This is a genomic window from Mesorhizobium sp. YL-MeA3-2017, assembly GCF_030814575.1.
Taxonomy (GTDB): domain Bacteria; phylum Pseudomonadota; class Alphaproteobacteria; order Rhizobiales; family Rhizobiaceae; genus Mesorhizobium; species Mesorhizobium terrae.
Genome location: NZ_JAUSVH010000001.1, coordinates 1,655,243 through 1,671,543 on the forward strand (window position 1 = coordinate 1,655,243; position 16,301 = coordinate 1,671,543).

Below are 16,301 nucleotides of genomic sequence, written 5' to 3' on the forward strand. Positions count from 1 at the left end.
GGTTCCCGTGCTCGGGACCTAACTCCTGACACAGCCGCCTTAAGAAAGGCTTAGAAAGACTAAAATTAGAGACGTTTCCCTACTGCATCACAGCTGCGCACACGACAGATGCCGAACACGCGGCCACAAGGATTATAGACTTCACTCGGCGGCTTGCAATTGTGCGCCTGTCTGAGCGCCCTCCAATCGCTCCAGAAGCCGCAATCGCTCGCCCGCAGCTTTCTCCATCGCCGCATGCTTGACGTGGCCATAACCGCGCACCATCGCCGGCACTGAGGCAAGGGCCGCGGCGGCTTCGATGCGAGCCGGGGTCAGCGAGCGGGCAATCAGATCGAGATCGCGTTCATATTCGGCAAGCAGTTGCCGCTCCTGTCGGCGCTCGGTCGCATAGCCAAAGATGTCAAAAATCGTGCCACGCAGCCCCTTGAGTGCTGCAAGCACACCAAAGCCTTTCATCATCCACGGGCCAAAACTCGACTTGCGCGCCTTGCCGTCGGCATCGCGGCTGCCGAGGATCGGCGGCGCGAGATGGAATTCGAGCTTGCCGTAGCTCTCGAACTGCTGCGCGAGCGCCCGTGTGAAGGAACCGTCCGTATAAAGGCGCGCAACCTCGTATTCGTCCTTGATCGCCATCAGCTTGAACAGGTTCCGCGCCGCCATCTCGGTGACGGTCTTTGAGCCCGGGATTGCTTTCTCCTCGGCGGTGCGCAGCGCGGCGATGCGCCTGGAGTACCGCTCGGCATAGGCCGCGTTCTGATAGGCCGTGAGGAACGCGACACGCCGCGCGATGACTTCGTCGAGCGTCTCGGCTTTTTCAGTCGGCTGGCCACCCTTGGCCTGGCGGTCTACCTGACCGCGCACGAATTCCGGTTCGTGCGCCGCGCGGCGTCCCCAACGGAAGGCGGCAATATTCATCGCCACTGCTTCGCCGTTCAGTTCGATCGCCTTCTCAACGGCTTCCGCCGACAGCGGCAAGCCACCATGCTGGAACGCAAAACCCAGCATGAACATGTTGGCGCCTAACGAATTGCCGAACAGCGCGGTGGCTGCGCGGGTGGCGTCGAAGAAATGTGCATGGCCGTCACCTGCGGCTTGGCGGATTGCTTTCTTCAAGCGCTCAGTCGGCAATGAAAAATCCGCCGACCGCGCGAATTCACCGGGCATGATCTCCGCGGTATTGGCGACAAAGATGGTATGCCCCTCGCGCACTGCCCCCAGCACCTTCTTGGCGCCGGAAACGACGAGGTCGCAGCCGAGCACGAGGTCGGCCTTGCCGGCCGAGACGCGAATGGCGTGGATCTCGTCGGGCGATCGCGCAACACGGACATGGGTGAATACCGAACCGCCCTTCTGCGCGAGACCGGCCATGTCGATCATGCCGCACCCCTTGCCCTCCAGGTGCGCGGCCATACCGAGTATCGCGCCGACGGTGACCACTCCGGTGCCACCAACCCCATCGATAATCGCCGCCCATCCGTCCTTATTGAGCGGAAACTGCTCCGGCTCTGGCAAGCCCGCCAGCGGATCCGCTTTGCCGGCAACGCCGACGGCCTTTCTGATCTTGGCGCCATGCACCGTCACGAAGGAGGGGCAAAAACCATTGACGCAGGAAAAATCCTTATTGCAGGATGACTGATCGATCCTGCGCTTGCGGCCAAATTCGGTCTCGACGGGCTGGATCGAAACACAATTGGACTGCACGCCGCAATCGCCGCATCCCTCGCAGACCAGTTCATTGATGAAGACCCGCTTGTCGGGATCGGGAAAGGTGCCGCGTTTGCGACGCCGGCGTTTCTCGGCCGCGCAGGTTTGATCGTAGAGCAACACCGACACGCCTTTGACTTCCCGCAGCTCGCGCTGGACGCGGTCGAGGTCGTCACGATGATTGATGGTGACACCAACGGGAAACTCCGCCCTGCCGGCATATTTTTCCGGCTCGTCGGTGACGACGGCGATGCGGTCGACACCTTCGGCACGCACCTGGCGGGCGATCATGTCGACGGTCAGGCCACCCTCATGCGGTTGACCGCCGGTCATGGCCACGGCATCGTTGTAGAGGATCTTGTAGGTGATGTTGGAGCCCGAAGACAGCGCGAAGCGCAGCGCCAGCGTGCCGGAATGGTTATAGGTGCCGTCGCCCAGATTCTGGAAAATATGGTCGCGCTTGGAGAACGGTGCCTGTCCTACCCATTGAGCGCCCTCCCCGCCCATCGCGGTGAAACCGACCGTGGAGCGGTCCATCCACAATGCCATGAAATGGCAACCGATCCCCGCCGCGGCGATGGAACCATCCGGCACCTTGGTGGAGGAATTGTGCGGGCAGCCTGAGCAGAAAAAAGGCGTGCGCGAGCCAATGTCCTTGGTGTCGGCCAGCATCGCCTGGAATTGCTTGAGCTTCGAGACGCGCTGGGTGATTTCGTCCGACGGGCCGATGGTCTTGATGATCCGTTCGCCAAGCGCGATCGCGATCTCGTTCGGGTCGAGCGCGCCCTTGGCCGGAAACAGCCAGTCGCCGCGCTCATCCTTCTTGCCCACGATGACGGGTTGGTTGGCCGTGCCGTAGAGATTTTCGCGCAGCTGAACTTCGATCAGCGAGCGCTTCTCCTCCACCACCACCACTGTCTCCAGCCCCCGCGCGAATTCCACGACGTGCTGGAGATCGAGCGGCCAAGGACAGCCGACCTTGAACAGGCGGATACCGAGGCGATTGGCCGTCGCCTCGTCGATGCCGATATCCTCGAGCGCCTGGCGTACATCGAGATAGCTCTTGCCGACGGTGACAATACCAAGCTTTGCCTTGCGACCGCCGGAATAGACGATGCGGTTCAATCCGTTCTCGCGGATGAAAGCCGCCATGGCGGCACGCTTGGCCTCGTGCAGGCGTGCTTCCTGCCCAAGCTGGTCAAGCTCGTTTCGGATGTTGAGACCGCCGGGAGGCATGTCGAAATCGGGCAGAACGATATTGAGACGACCAAGCGAGGCATCGACCGAAGCGGTCGATTCGATATTGTCCTTCACGCATTTGATCGCGGTCCAGGTTCCGGAGAAACGCGACATGGCAAAGCCGAGCAGGCTGTAGTCGATCAGCTCCTGCACGCCTGCAGGATTGAGAACCGGGATCATCGCGTCGACGAATGCGAATTCCGTGGCATGCGCGTTGGTGGATGATTCCGCATTGTGGTCGTCGCCCATCAGGGCAAGCACACCGCCATGTCTGGAAGAGCCGGCAAGATTGGCGTGGCGGAAAACGTCACCCGAACGGTCGACGCCCGGCCCCTTGCCATACCAGACTGAGAAGACGCCATCATACTTGCCTTCGCCCAGCAATTCGGCCTGCTGCGATCCCCAGCACGCGGTTGCGGCAAGCTCTTCATTGAGCCCAGGCTGGAAGACGACATCCGCGGCCGAAAGCTGTGCTTTTGCCCGCCACAGCTGCTGGTCGAGCCCGCCGAGCGGCGAGCCGCGATAGCCGGAAACAAAACCAGCTGTCTTAAGCCCAGCCTGACGGTCACGCTCGCGCTGCATCAAGAGCATGCGCACCACGGCTTGCGCCCCGGAAAGGAAAACCCGTTCCTTGGTGAGATCGAATTTGTCGTCGAGCGCAACGTCGTGCAGCGTCATGATACCTCCGCGCGAAGCCGTTGGGATTCGCTACAGCGACTGGAATGGAAGCAGTCTTCCTGCCACGATCCGCAAACGTCAATTCAATTCGGCTGGATTTGTGGCGAGCCGTTCCAGCCGCAGGCTCTGCTTTTTGATCTGTGTAGTCGAGCGGCCTCAGTGTCTACCATCCGGCGAAACGTTGTGGCCGCAACCATGTCTGGAGCGGATTTCCGTCTCCCGACAGCACCGCGTCGACCAGCCAGCGAGCCGTCGCCGGCGCCGCGTGCATGCCGATCGAACCCATGCCGCCATGCACGAAAAGGCCTTCGACCGCTGTCCGGCCGGCGACCGGCAGGCCGTCCGACAGCATCGGCCGGTTGCCGGGATAGACGTTCTTCACGGCTGGTGAACCGAGCCCGGAAATCATGCGCAGCGCCCGCGCGGCGATGCGGCTCGGCATATCGGTGTTGCGCAAGAGATCGCGGAAAGCCGGCTGCACGGAGGCACCAAGGCGCGCATCGCCGCCCATCATCGGATTGAGGCAGATAGCCTCGACCCCGGCCCTGTCGTCGTTCTGGGCCGCGACGTCCGCGAGGCCCGCCAAGGACATACGGCGGCCGAGTTCGTCCTGGTCGGGCCAGGTCAATTCCTCGACGATCCAAGGCAGTTCGAAGTCCAGCTTGCCCAGCTGGATCAGCCAACCGCGCCCGGCAGTGAACGGCAAGCCGGGCAATGGCCCGTCACCCACGGTACGGCGCAACATGTCCGACATCCACAGACCGTTGGCGATGAACACCATGTCGGCGGCAATGATACCGTCATCCGTCAGCACACCAGCGATCTTGCCGCCACGCGAGGCGATCTGCGCGACCCTGAGACCGGTTCTGAAATGGGCTCCTGCCAAACGCGCGACATGGGCAAAGGCGTGGGTGGCGCCCATCGGTTCCAGCGTCCATGCCCGTTCGACGAAGTAGCCGCCGGCAACGTTGAAGCCGAGCCGCGGATGGTCCCGCGCGAGTTCGCCCCCGCTGACTTTCTCCATGCCTACGCCGGCTTCGCGATAACGATCCGCGACCGTGGCTGCTTCCTCCAAACTGGCGTCGTCCTCGGAAATGAGCAGGTGGCCGATCCGTGCGAACTCGAAGGGAACGGGACCATCGGCAAGTTCGCCATACACTTCGACGCTTTTGTCGAGCATCTCCACCACGGCGCGCTGAGGACCGGACAGCAGTGTCCCCGTGTTTCGCCCTGACGATTCGGCCGCGATGAGGCTCTGTTCGATCACGGTCACCCCCACACCCCGCGAGGCCAGTTCGTAGGCCAGCGTGCATCCCGCGATGCCGCCGCCGATGACGACCGCTTCCGTCATTCGTTTTTCCATTCTTCCCTCCCCTATTGTATTCTCGTATACGAGTATACATATTCGATTTGACGTTCAAGGAGCTTTGCTGCACGACGTGTTTCACAATCTGGATGGGCACATGGACAGGCTGGCCAAGATCGCGGAAGGCAGAAGCGTCAGGCCGCAAACGGCGGCCGACGGCGTAACGGCGATCCTGCGGGAGGCGATCGCCACCGGCACGCTGGCGCCGGGTGCCATGCTCAGGCAGGACGAACTGGCCAAGAATTTCGGCGTCAGCCGAATGCCGGTGCGCGACGCTCTGCGCTATCTCGAAGCCGAAGGTCTTGTCGCCATCCACCCGACACGCGGTGCCGTGGTGGCGGCGATGAATGCCACCGACATTAGCGAGCTTTATGCGCTGCGTGAGCTGCTCGAAGCCGAAGCGCTAAGGCTTTCGATACAAAAGCAGAATCCCGACAGCCTGCGCCTCGCCGCCGAAGTGCTAGAGCAGCTCGACCGCGAAAACGACGTCGGCCGTTGGGGACAGCTCAACCGCGAATTCCATCTGGCCCTCTATCGCGATTGCGGCAACCGGCGCTTGCTCGACTTGATCGAAGCGCAGCACACCGCCTCGGATCGCTATGTGCGCATCGTGCTGTCCAACCTCGACTACCGTGAGCGCTCGCAGGACGAACATCGCGCCATGCTCCTCGCATGCATGCAAGGCGACCGGGTGGCCGCGGTCGGCCATCTGACCGGGCATTTCCGCGATGCCAGCAAGGCCCTGCTAAACTACATGGCGTCGCGCGAACGCTAGGTCCGGTTTCAAGCCTTGGGGCAGTTGGGCTTCGGCTCGCCGGGCAATCGCCCATCCGGATGATCCGCCAGCTCCGGATTGAGTTCATAGACCGAACCTAGAACCAACGGCCGGTCAGGCAGCACACTCTGGTCCTCGTCGGAGATCAGCGTCGTCTGCAGCGTCTGCAGCAGTTTGCCCGTCGCATCCTGGATGCGAATGGAAACCGCATAGGGGCGATCCTTCACCACGCATGTCAGCGCCGGGCTGGTCAGCGTCACATGCTGCATTTTCGGCCAGATCGGCTGGTCCACGACAAACGGCGCCCCGCCAGCCGGGTTCTCGAAGGTCACGACCGCCACCTGTCCGTCTTCCATGGGCCGCATCGGGTTGAGCGTGACGACATAGGTTGCGCGCGCCAGCCGATAGTTGAATTCAAACAGGCGTCCGGAAACCTCGAAGTACTTGCCATCCTCGGATTGGCGGCAGGCGCCGAGTGCAATCGTGGACAGCAGCGCCAGCCCCATCGCCCCCAGCTTCGGCCCGGACCATCCGGCCATCTTCGCGTTCCTAGACATGATCTGCCCCCAGAGCCGTCTTGCGACGATGATAGTGACGGCTGGCCTTGCGCCGGTTGCCGCAGACCGCCATGTCGCACCACAGCCGGCTGGAGTTGCGGCTGCGGTCGACAAACAGCCAGCGGCAGTTGGCGCATATCCTGAGACGGCGGGCCGTCTCCGTGCCGAGCAACGACAACGCCGAAACGGCGAGCGCCGCCTCGAAGGCAAGCGGCGTGGCCGGGTTGCCGAACGGTTGTTCAAGACCGCCAATCCTGGCGTCGCTGCCGGCAAGCCCCTTGGCACAGGCCTTGAGAAAACCCGCCAGATAGGCAGCGTTGACCGCGCCTTCCAGAACCGCGTCGCGAAACAGCCGGTCGGTCGCCTCGCGAATGTCCAGCACCGCCGGTGCGATCCGTCCCGGTTCGCTTGCCTCCAATCGACGCCCGCCCAGTTCATCTGCACGAAAGGTGCTGGCCGCATCGGCGAAACGAGCGATCTCGGCCGGATTCTCGAAACGATCGAAACCACGCTCCGGGTCACCACGCAGAACCACGGTGTTGGCCGTGTCGAGAGCCAGAATGCCACCGGCGAAACGATGAGGGATCCATGAAATCGTCATGTTTCAAATCTAACCTGTAAAACGAGTTTGACAAGTTAGATTCGATATGTGCAGCCTTGTTCGGGCGCCGCGTCATAGGCGACCGAACGGGCGTGGCATGCTTTATTTCATTCAGCAGATTCTGAACGGACTGCATTCGGGCGTGCTCTATGCCCTGCTGGCGTTCGGCTATGCCTTGACCAATGGCATCCTGCACCGCACCAACCTCGCCTATGGCGCCTTGTTCGCCTTCTGCGGTCAAACGATGATCCTGGTCGCGGTTTTCGGCTACCAGGTGCTGTGGCTCACCTTGCCGGCAACCATCCTGTTCGGCACGGTGGTGACGTTCATCTATGCCGCGCTGGCCAGCCGTTTGCTGGCGCGCTCGCTGTTCGAACCGCTTGCCAACCGTTCCCCCAACACGATCGCCGCTGCCACGCTCGGTGTCGCCCTGGTTCTGACCGAGCTTTCCCGCATCGCCGCGAACACACATGACCTTTGGTTGCAGCCGATGCTGGCCCAACCCGTCGTCTTCGCCGAAGCGGATGGTTTCAAAGCAACGCTCACCGTCATTCAGCTCATGAACTGCGCGCTGATCGTCCTTGTCCTGCTCATCGGCACCTTCGCGCTCGCCTATTCGCGCTTCGGCCGGCAGTGGCGGGCCGTTTCCGACGACCCGCGCGCGGCGGCCATGTGCGGAACCAATGTCCGCAGGGTCTTTCGCCTTTCGGTGCTTGGCGGCAGCCTCTGCGCCGCACTCGCCGGCGTGCTCGCGGCGCTCTATTATGGCAATCTCGGTTTCAGCGCGGGAATGATCTACGGCCTGAAGGTTCTCTTCGCTACGGCCGTTGGCGGCTATCTCTCGCCGCCTCGTGCAGCCTTGGGCGCCGCAGCCTTCGGCTTGGCCGAGTCGCTCTGGACCGGCTATTTCCCGATCGAGTGGCGCGACGCGTGGATGTTCCTGTTCCTGGTCGCCGTCCTGGTGCTGGTCGGCGCCGGCCGCGACAGCCACCGAACCGCCTGATCGCATTAAACTTTCGTTGCATGAGCGTCCCCAGCACCCTTGGGAAAGCTGGAGCGAGCCGCGCTCCCACTGTTGCAGCTGCCTGACCTCGTGTTGACCCGTCGACCAGACGCGGCATACCGTTGGTCCAAGCGGGTGTTGCGCGACGAAGGGGAGCAGCGCGTCCTGCAAAAGAGGGAGGGAATTTCATGGAAGGGCTTCTGGCTCTGTCCCGGGGCGTTGATCGTCTCAACGAAATCATCGGAAAATGGGTGTCCTGGCTGATCCTGGTGTCGATCCTGGTGAGCGCCGGCAACGCCATCATCCGGAAGGTATTCAACATCTCGTCGAACGCCTGGCTGGAGCTGCAGTGGTATCTGTTCGGTGCCGCCTTCATGCTGGCTGCCGCCTACACGCTGAAACAAAACGAACATATCCGCATCGACATCGTCTACGGCATGTGGTCACGCCGCGTGCAGCATTGGATCGACCTGATCGGCCACCTGTTCTTCCTGATGCCGTTCGTGCTGCTGATGGTCTACATGTTCGTGCCTTACACCCTCCACTCCTTCCGGTCCGGCGAGGTGTCGACCAATGCCGGCGGCCTCATCATCTGGCCGGCCAAGGCGATCCTGCTGGTTGGGTTCTTCCTGCTGGCGCTGCAGGGTGTTTCCGAGATCATCAAGAAGATCGCCATCATGCGTGGCGAGATGGACGATCCGAACCCCTTTGTTTCGGTACACGAGCAGGCTGAACTCGAAGGCAAGGCGCTGGCCGACGAGGTACGTTCGTGATCGAATTCATCGCGCAGAACATGGCGCCGATCATGTTCGCTTCGCTGGTCGTCTTCCTGCTCGTTGGGTACCCCGTTGCCTTCTCGCTGGCAGCGACCGGCCTCGCCTTCTTCGCCATCGGCGTCGAACTGGCGCCATTCTCCGGCGGGTCGATCAACCTGTCCTGGCCATTGCTATGGGCCTTGCCGGAGAATTTCTACGGCAACCGGGTGATGTCGAACGACGTGTTGCTTGCCATCCCGTTCTTCACCTTCATGGGCATCGTGCTCGAACGCTCCGGCATGGCCGAAGACCTGCTCGATACCGTCGGCCAGCTGTTCGGTCCCATCCGCGGCGGCCTCGCCTATGCGGTGATCTTCGTCGGCGCACTGCTTGCGGCAACCACCGGCGTGGTTGCAGCCTCGGTCATCGCCATGGGCCTGATCTCGTTGCCGATCATGCTGCGCTACGGCTACGACCGGCGCGTCGCTTCCGGTGTCATCGCCGCATCCGGAACGCTGGCGCAGATCATTCCACCATCGCTGGTGTTGATCGTTCTGGCCGACCAGCTCGGCCGCTCCGTCGGCGACATGTACAAGGGCGCGCTCATCCCCGGCCTGGTGCTGACCGGCCTCTACATGGGCTATATCCTGATCATGTCGTTCTGGAAGCGCGACTCGATGCCGGCCCTGCCGCTCGAAGCGCGCACGCTGGGGCACGGCGTGACCTCGTTGATCGTCGCGTTGCTGGTAACCGCGGTGATCGCCTATGTGGCGCATGTCTATCTGTCACCCACGCAAGGCGCCAATGCCGACATTCTGGGCGCCACCGTCGGCGTCATCGTCATCTACATCTTCGCGCTCGCCGACCGCGCCCTCAACTTCAACCTGATGTCGCGGCTGGCCCAGCAGGTGATCATCGTGCTGATCCCACCGCTGGCGCTGATCTTCCTGGTGCTCGGCACCATCTTCCTCGGCATTGCCACGCCGACGGAAGGCGGTGCCATGGGCGCGGTTGGTGCGCTCGTGATGGCCGGCCTGAAAGGGCGGCTGTCGCTGGACGTCATTAAACAGGCACTCGCCTCGACCACCAGATTGTCGTCCTTCGTCCTCTTCATCCTGATCGGCGCACGCGTCTTCTCGCTCACCTTCTATGGCGTCAACGGCCATTTGTGGGTCGAGCACCTGCTGGTCTCGCTGCCGGGCGGCGAACTCGGCTTCCTCATCGCGGTCAACATCCTCGTCTTCGTCCTAGCCTTCTTCCTCGACTTCTTCGAGCTGGCCTTCATCATCGTGCCGTTGCTGGCGCCGGCAGCCGACAAACTCGGCATCGATCTGATCTGGTTCGGCGTGCTTTTGGGCGTCAACATGCAGACGTCCTTCATGCACCCACCCTTCGGTTTTGCGCTGTTCTATCTGCGATCCGTGGCGGCACGCGTGCCTTATCTCGACCGCATCACCGGCAGGCAGATCGCGCCGGTGACGACCGGCCAGATCTATTGGGGGGCGGTGCCATTCGTCTGCATCCAGGTGGTGATGATCGGCCTGACCATCGCCTTCCCGCAGATGGTCATGCACTACAAGGGCCCCACCGTCGATCCGAGCACAATCGAGATCAAGGTGCCGGAATTGCCGGGCATGGGCCTGCCGCCGCTGGGGTCACCACCAGGCGCCGACGGCACCGCGCCAGCGCAACCGCCCGCCCTCGGAACCGATCTCTCGCAACCGCCGAACTTCGGCGGAGATCAACCGGCGCAACCCACCCCACCCGCATCGCCGGCAACGGATCTTTCGAAACCGCCCAGCTTCAACTGAGCCATGGTCTTAGCCGGACCCAATGAAAAACCCGGGAACAAGTCCCGGGTTTTTTTATCATCTGGTGCAACCGATATCAGAGCTTGCTGCCGCGCTGCTGCAGCATCATGAAGGTGTCGTAATTGTATTCGGCCACCTGCGCCCACAGATAGTGTTCCTTGCGGAAGGCCTTGATCGATTCCCAGATCTTCTTGAAGTCGGCATTGCCGGCTTCCATCTCGGCATAGACCTCATTGGCCTTTTCGAAGCAGGCCAGCATGATTTCCTGGCTGAACGGACGCAGTTTGGCACCTGCGGCCACCAGCGATTTCACCGCCTTCGGATTCACGTAGTCGTATTTCTGGACCATGTTGGCATCGGCCGCCTGGGCCGCCGTGTGCACCAGCGACTTGTAATTTGCCGGCAGTTCCTCGAACTTCGCCTTGTTGAACAACAGATGCACGGTCGGACCGCCCTCCCACCAACCGGGATAGTAGTAATAAGGCGCGACCTTCTGGAACCCGAGCTTCTCGTCGTCATAGGGGCCGACCCACTCGGCCGCATCGATCGTGCCCTTTTCCAGAGCCGGATAGATGTCGCCGCCGGCGATCTGCTGCGGCACCACGCCAAGCTTCTCGATCACCTTGCCGGCGAAACCGCCGATGCGCATCTTGAGACCCTTGAGATCGGCGACGGTGTTGATTTCCTTGCGGAACCAGCCGCCCATCTGCACGCCGGTATTGCCACCGGGCAGGCCGTAAAGCCCTTGCTTGCCAAGGAATTCATTGAACAGGCCGATGCCGCCGCCATGATAGTGCCAGGCGTTCATGCCACGCGCGTTGAGCGAAAACGGCACCGCCGCGCCAAGCGCCCAGGTCGGGTTCTTGCCCCAGTAATAATACGCTACGGTGTGACTGGCTTCGACCGTCCCCGCCGCCGTTGCGTCCGCCGCCTGCAGACCGGGAACGAGTTCGCCCGACGCAAACACCTGTATGGTGAAGTTGCCGTCCGTGGCTTCCGAAAGCATCTTTGCAAAGACTTCGGCACCGCCATAGATCGTGTCCAGCGACTTCGGGAACGACGAGGTCAGACGCCAGGTTATCTTCGGATTGGACTGGGCGATGGCTGGTGTGGCAAGCGTCGTGGCGACGGCTGCCGCTCCCGCCCCGGCTGCGCCAGCCTTGCGGATGAACGAACGACGATCCATGAAGTTCCTCCCTTGTGGATCAATTGCTGAAAGTGCGTTTCGAGAAATGTACTAAGTACTGGTAATGGCGCGAAACAATACACGCCGTAAAACCCGAGTCCAGCGAGGCCGGACCGCCAGAAGGCCAGCTTTCCCGGCTCTGCAACTATAGTCTAACGTCACAGTGCAATCCGGCTCACTTGCCTTGGCAAAGCCGCAAACTTGTCGTGGAAAAACGCGCCGGTATCGCCTATTTTATGGGCATTCCAGCTTTGGACCCAATGGAACACGATCCCAAAATGCACCAGCCGCTCGTCGCCGTCTCGACCGATGTCCGCCAGTTCGACAACTACACCTGGCACGCCGCTCCCAGGCAATATCTGGAAGCCGCCATTGCCGGCGCGGGCGTCTTTCCTGTCCTGGTGCCGTCCTTCGGCGATCGGCTCGATCTCGATGAACTCTTGTCCTCGGTCGACGGCGTCATGATGACCGGCTCGAAGTCCAATGTGCATCCCTCGCTCTATGGCGGCGACGCCAGCGAAGCCAACGGCCCCTACGATACCGATCGCGACGCAACCACCCTGCCCTTGATCCGCAAGGCGATCGAGCGCGGCGTGCCGCTGCTGGCGATCTGCCGCGGCATCCAGGAGATGAATGTCGCGCTGGGTGGTACGCTTGCCACGGAGATCCAGGAACGCGAGGGCGTGCTCGATCATCGGGCGCCTGTTTCCGACAACCAGGACGAACGCTTCGCCATTCGCCAGACCGTCAGCATCAAGCCGGGTTCGTGCCTGGCCGGTGTCTTCGGTGCGGGCGACCTGATGGTCAACTCCGTGCACCGGCAGGCAGTGGAGAGACTGGGGCCGAAGCTTCAGCTAGAGGCGGTCGCCACTGACGGCACGGTCGAGGCGGTTTCAGTGCGCGATTCGCGCGCCTTCGCCGTCGGCGTGCAATGGCACCCGGAATATTGGGTCCAAACCGACAGCGTTTCGCAGCGCATCTTCAAGGCCTTTGGCGATGCCGTGCGGGCGCATTCGGCAGCCAGGGCGGCATCGCGCGCTGCAGCCGAATAGGCAGGTTACCGAAACTCGATTTCTTCTGAACTCCGGTCACCGTAAACGCTCCTTAGCGTTCGGTTTTCTTCGCCTTTTGCTGTGCGTTTCGTTATGAAGAACGCATTGGGAAGGGGAAGCCGATGGCGTTCAGCGCGCAGGAAATTGCCGAACATCCGGCTTTGCATCGGTGTGTCCGCGGCCAAGCGGCGGCACTGCTCTCCGCCTATGAGGGGTCGCCGCGCCTGTCGTCGGTCTTTGCGACGCAGCAGCGTTGGCTGATGGCGCATGCCGGCCTCGCCCTGCATTTCCGTGCAGACCCGCATACCCGTCACGACGCCTTGACGACCGCCCGTTTCCTGCAGGCGGTCGAGCAACACGCGGTTGCCAGTCGCAACACGGCCGATGCCTTCATCAAGGAAATGCTCAAATACAACTACGTCGAGCATTTGCCGGAAAAGACCGACCGCCGCTCGCACCCGTTCCGGCCCACCGAGGAAACTCTGCAAGTCCTGGCCGGCTGGGCGATGGTGCACCTGGCCACCCTGGACGGCTTGGATCAGGGCGCGAGGCTGGCAACCTTCGCGGCGCATCCCGATGCGATCGCGCGGTTGCATCCGCCAATCGCCGACGGCCTACTGACGTCTACTCCCGTGCGTGAGCCGCAGCAGACCTTTTCGTTGTTCACCTGGCTCAATAATGGCGGCGTCGTCATGGAATGGCTGATCTCGAGCATCGATCCGGACCAGGCCAACATCGACCGCATCCCGACTGGCATCGTATCGCTCGGCGACTTCGCGAAGTGGCTGAACCTGTCCCGCACCCACCTTGCACGCAAGCTGCGCGATGCCGAGCATCTCGGCAGCATCGGCTGGCTCGGCCAACGAGGCCGTTCCGTCATGTGGGTCTCGCGCGGCTTCTACGAGGAATACATGAACGCGCAGGCGGTCAAGCTCGCCATCATCGACCAGGCTTTCGAGGAAAGCTTCCTTCAAGACGCTGTCCGTTAGGACGGCGCGTCGCCCGGTCAGCCGCGAAAAAGCCGGCGAATGCCTGGCGGCGCCTAACCGGCCAGCCTTTGGGCATGCCAGCGCAGATGGTCGTCCATGAAAGTCGAGATGAAATTGTAGGAATGGTCGTAGTCATCCTGCATACGAAGGCTGAGCGCGATGCCCGCCTTTTCGCAGGCTTCTTCCAGAAGCCATGGCCGCAGGCCTTCATTGAGGAAGCCGTCCGCCGTGCCCTGGTCGACCAGAAATTCCGGGAACCGGTTTCCGTCATCGATCAGCAACGTAGCGTCATAAGCCCGCCAATCCGCACTGTCTGGACCAAGGTATTTTTCCAGCGCCGGCTTTGACCAGCCGGCCGTGCTCGGCTGCACGATCGGCGCGAAAGCCGAGCAGCTTTTGAAGCGACCGGGATTTTTCAGCGCAACGGTCAGCGCTCCGTGGCCGCCCATCGAATGGCCGAAGATTCCCTGGCGCGACATGTCCGCCGGAAAATTTGCGCTGATGAGAGCTGGCAGTTCCTCGGTGACGTAGGAGTACATGCGATAGTTTTTGGCGTATGGCTCCTGCGTGGCGTCGACGTAGAAGCCAGCGCCCTGGCCGAACTGCCAATTGTCCTTTTCGTCCGCCACGCCATCGCCGCGCGGACTGGTGTCCGGACACACGACCATCAGGCCAAGTTCAGCCGCCAGCCTACGGTATTCGCCCTTGTCCATGACATTGGCATGGGTACAGGTGAGGCCGGACAAATACCACAACACCGGCACCGGCCCGTCCTTGGCCTGCGGTGGAACGAAAACGGCAAAAGTCATGTCGCAGGCACAGACCTCGGACGCATGCGAATAGACGCCCTGGACACCGCCATGCGACTTCGACGTGGAAACGGTCTTCATCCGTCTTGCCTTCCAATCAAGTGATGTCTTGCCAGCCGAAAAACTCCCGTCGGCTGCTTCTGACGCGACTGCACCAACCCTAGGGCCGCTGCATGTCGATATGGGGAATGCCGTCCTCGAGATATTCATCCGAGACGGCGACGAAACCGAAGGTCGAATAGAAACCCTGCAGATGGCTTTGTGCTGACAATGCGATGGAACGGCCTGGGTAAAGCCGTTCGCAGGCGCCGATTGCCTCGCTCATCAAATGTTCGCCGAGCCGTTTGCCGCGATGCCTCGGCGAGACGACGACCCGGCCGATGTAAGCGGGGCCGTCCTCGTCGGAAGGTAGGTGAATGCGACCGCTCGCCAGCAGGTCGTCTCCAGCGAGCAAGCGTATGTGCAAAGCGTCTTCGTCGCGGCCGTCCAGTTCCGGATAGGGGCATTTCTGCTCGACCACGAACACGTCGACGCGCATCTTCAGCATCGTATAGAGGTCGCGTGCCGAAAACTCGTCCAGCCGCCGCAGGTCCGTCTCGAACGCGACCTCGGGCATCAATACACCACGACGCTCCGGATCGACTTGCCCTCATGCATGAGGTCGAACCCCTTGTTGATCTCTTCCAGCTTCAGCGTGTGCGTGATCATCGGGTCGATCTCGATCTTGCCGTCCATGTACCAATCGACGATCCTCGGCACGTCGGTGCGGCCCCGCGCGCCGCCGAAGGCGGTGCCCATCCAGGTGCGCCCCGTCACCAGTTGGAACGGCCGCGTGGAAATCTCCTGACCCGCGCCCGCGACACCGATGACCACCGACTTGCCCCAACCGCGATGCGCCGCTTCCAGCGCCTGGCGCATCACCTTGGTATTGCCGGTGCAGTCGAAGGTGTAATCGGCGCCGCCGATCTGGTCGGCGCCACGCTTGGTCAGGTTGACCAGGTAAGGCACGATGTCGCCGTCCACTTCCTTCGGATTGACGAAATGCGTCATGCCGAAGCGCTCGCCCCATTCCTTCTTGTCGTTGTTGAGATCGACGCCGATGATCATGTCGGCGCCGGCGAGGCGGAGGCCCTGGATGACATTGAGACCGATACCGCCCAGACCGAAGACGACTGCTGTCGCCCCCTCTTCCACCTTGGCGGTGTTGATGACGGCGCCGATGCCGGTGGTCACGCCGCAGCCGATGTAGCAGATCTTGTCGAAGGGCGCGTTCGGATTGACCTTGGCGAGCGCGATCTCGGGCAACACGGTGAAGTTCGAAAACGTCGAGCAGCCCATATAGTGGAAGATCTTGTCCTTGCCGATCGAGAAGCGCGACGTGCCGTCCGGCATCAGGCCCTGCCCTTGGGTGGCGCGGATCGCGGTGCACAGATTGGTCTTGCGCGACAGGCAGGAGGGGCACGAACGACATTCGGGCGTATAGAGCGGAATGACGTGGTCGCCTTTCTTGAGGCTCGTCACCCCCTTGCCCACGTCGACGACGACGCCAGCGCCCTCATGGCCCAGGATCGCCGGAAAGATGCCTTCCGGATCGGCGCCCGACAGCGTGAACTCGTCGGTATGACAGATACCGGTCGCCTTCACTTCGACCAGCACTTCGCCTTCGCACGGCCCTTCCAGGTCCACTTCCATGATTTCAAGCGGCTTGCCCGCGGCTACGGCAACAGCGGCGCGTGTTTTCATAGTTTTCTCTCCCAACTGATCCCATCGCCAGGC

14 protein-coding genes are annotated in these 16,301 nt (G+C 62.0%); 6 read left to right on the plus strand and 8 right to left on the minus strand.

Features of this window, described 5'->3' with window-relative positions; all coding sequences use genetic code 11:
- Nucleotides 1-141 precede the first annotated feature (141 nt).
- Together QFZ88_RS07780 and QFZ88_RS07785 are read right to left on the minus strand one after the other, a co-directional pair.
- Nucleotides 142-3,621 carry an indolepyruvate ferredoxin oxidoreductase family protein gene (locus QFZ88_RS07780; RefSeq protein WP_024925673.1) on the minus strand — a complete coding sequence of 1,160 codons (3,480 nt, stop codon included), beginning with the start codon at nucleotides 3,619-3,621 and terminating at the stop codon, nucleotides 142-144.
- A gap of 163 nt (nucleotides 3,622-3,784) precedes the next feature.
- Nucleotides 3,785-4,972: an NAD(P)/FAD-dependent oxidoreductase gene (locus QFZ88_RS07785; protein WP_244431131.1), complete on the minus strand. Its 1,188-nt coding sequence runs from the start codon at nucleotides 4,970-4,972 to the stop codon at nucleotides 3,785-3,787.
- 112 nt (nucleotides 4,973-5,084) lie between these two features.
- Here QFZ88_RS07785 and QFZ88_RS07790 point away from each other — a divergent pair, with 112 nt between their 5' ends.
- Nucleotides 5,085-5,762 carry a GntR family transcriptional regulator gene (locus QFZ88_RS07790; protein WP_024925675.1) on the plus strand — a complete coding sequence of 226 codons (678 nt, stop codon included), beginning with the start codon at nucleotides 5,085-5,087 and terminating at the stop codon, nucleotides 5,760-5,762.
- A gap of 8 nt (nucleotides 5,763-5,770) precedes the next feature.
- Here QFZ88_RS07790 and QFZ88_RS07795 read toward each other — a convergent pair whose 3' ends face one another.
- Together QFZ88_RS07795 and QFZ88_RS07800 are read right to left on the minus strand one after the other, a co-directional pair.
- Nucleotides 5,771-6,301: a hypothetical protein gene (locus QFZ88_RS07795; RefSeq protein ID WP_024925676.1), complete on the minus strand. Its 531-nt coding sequence runs from the start codon at nucleotides 6,299-6,301 to the stop codon at nucleotides 5,771-5,773.
- Nucleotides 6,302-6,311: 10 nt separating this feature from the next.
- Entirely contained in the window at nucleotides 6,312-6,920 is a 609-nt protein-coding gene (locus QFZ88_RS07800) for a CGNR zinc finger domain-containing protein (RefSeq protein WP_024925677.1), read from the minus strand.
- Between the two features lie 97 nt (nucleotides 6,921-7,017).
- Here QFZ88_RS07800 and QFZ88_RS07805 point away from each other — a divergent pair, with 97 nt between their 5' ends.
- The 3 genes from QFZ88_RS07805 (at nucleotide 7,018) to QFZ88_RS07815 (ending at nucleotide 10,489) form a co-directional block, all read left to right on the plus strand.
- Nucleotides 7,018-7,923, plus strand: a complete 906-nt coding sequence (locus tag QFZ88_RS07805) for a branched-chain amino acid ABC transporter permease (protein ID WP_024925678.1) — start codon at nucleotides 7,018-7,020, stop codon at nucleotides 7,921-7,923.
- Between the two features lie 188 nt (nucleotides 7,924-8,111).
- A complete protein-coding gene (locus QFZ88_RS07810; protein ID WP_024925679.1) occupies nucleotides 8,112-8,696 on the plus strand; it encodes a TRAP transporter small permease subunit in 585 nt (194 codons plus the stop codon).
- The gene (locus QFZ88_RS07815) at nucleotides 8,693-10,489 is read left to right on the plus strand and encodes a TRAP transporter large permease (protein WP_024925680.1); all 1,797 of its coding nucleotides are present in this window, start codon (nucleotides 8,693-8,695) and stop codon (nucleotides 10,487-10,489) included. Before QFZ88_RS07810 ends, QFZ88_RS07815 begins: the two co-directional genes overlap by 4 nt.
- 76 nt (nucleotides 10,490-10,565) lie before the next feature.
- Here the strand turns inward: QFZ88_RS07815 and QFZ88_RS07820 are convergent, their stop codons facing one another.
- The gene (locus tag QFZ88_RS07820; RefSeq protein WP_024925681.1) at nucleotides 10,566-11,675 is read right to left on the minus strand and encodes a TRAP transporter substrate-binding protein; all 1,110 of its coding nucleotides are present in this window, start codon (nucleotides 11,673-11,675) and stop codon (nucleotides 10,566-10,568) included.
- A gap of 278 nt (nucleotides 11,676-11,953) precedes the next feature.
- Between QFZ88_RS07820 and QFZ88_RS07825 the strand changes: the two genes are divergently transcribed.
- On the plus strand, nucleotides 11,954-12,727 hold the full coding sequence (locus QFZ88_RS07825) for a gamma-glutamyl-gamma-aminobutyrate hydrolase family protein (protein ID WP_024925682.1): 774 nt from the start codon (nucleotides 11,954-11,956) through the stop codon (nucleotides 12,725-12,727).
- 122 nt (nucleotides 12,728-12,849) lie between these two features.
- A complete protein-coding gene (locus QFZ88_RS07830) occupies nucleotides 12,850-13,716 on the plus strand; it encodes a hypothetical protein (RefSeq protein WP_024925683.1) in 867 nt (288 codons plus the stop codon).
- Nucleotides 13,717-13,769: 53 nt separating this feature from the next.
- Here QFZ88_RS07830 and fghA read toward each other — a convergent pair whose 3' ends face one another.
- From fghA to QFZ88_RS07845, 3 genes are all read right to left on the minus strand, one after another.
- The gene (gene fghA, locus QFZ88_RS07835; RefSeq protein WP_024925684.1) at nucleotides 13,770-14,606 is read right to left on the minus strand and encodes an S-formylglutathione hydrolase; all 837 of its coding nucleotides are present in this window, start codon (nucleotides 14,604-14,606) and stop codon (nucleotides 13,770-13,772) included.
- A gap of 79 nt (nucleotides 14,607-14,685) precedes the next feature.
- A complete protein-coding gene (locus QFZ88_RS07840) occupies nucleotides 14,686-15,141 on the minus strand; it encodes a GNAT family N-acetyltransferase (RefSeq protein WP_036254446.1) in 456 nt (151 codons plus the stop codon).
- Nucleotides 15,141-16,268 carry an S-(hydroxymethyl)glutathione dehydrogenase/class III alcohol dehydrogenase gene (locus QFZ88_RS07845; protein ID WP_024925685.1) on the minus strand — a complete coding sequence of 376 codons (1,128 nt, stop codon included), beginning with the start codon at nucleotides 16,266-16,268 and terminating at the stop codon, nucleotides 15,141-15,143. Before QFZ88_RS07845 ends, QFZ88_RS07840 begins: the two co-directional genes overlap by 1 nt.
- Between the last annotated feature and the right edge of the window lie 33 nt (nucleotides 16,269-16,301).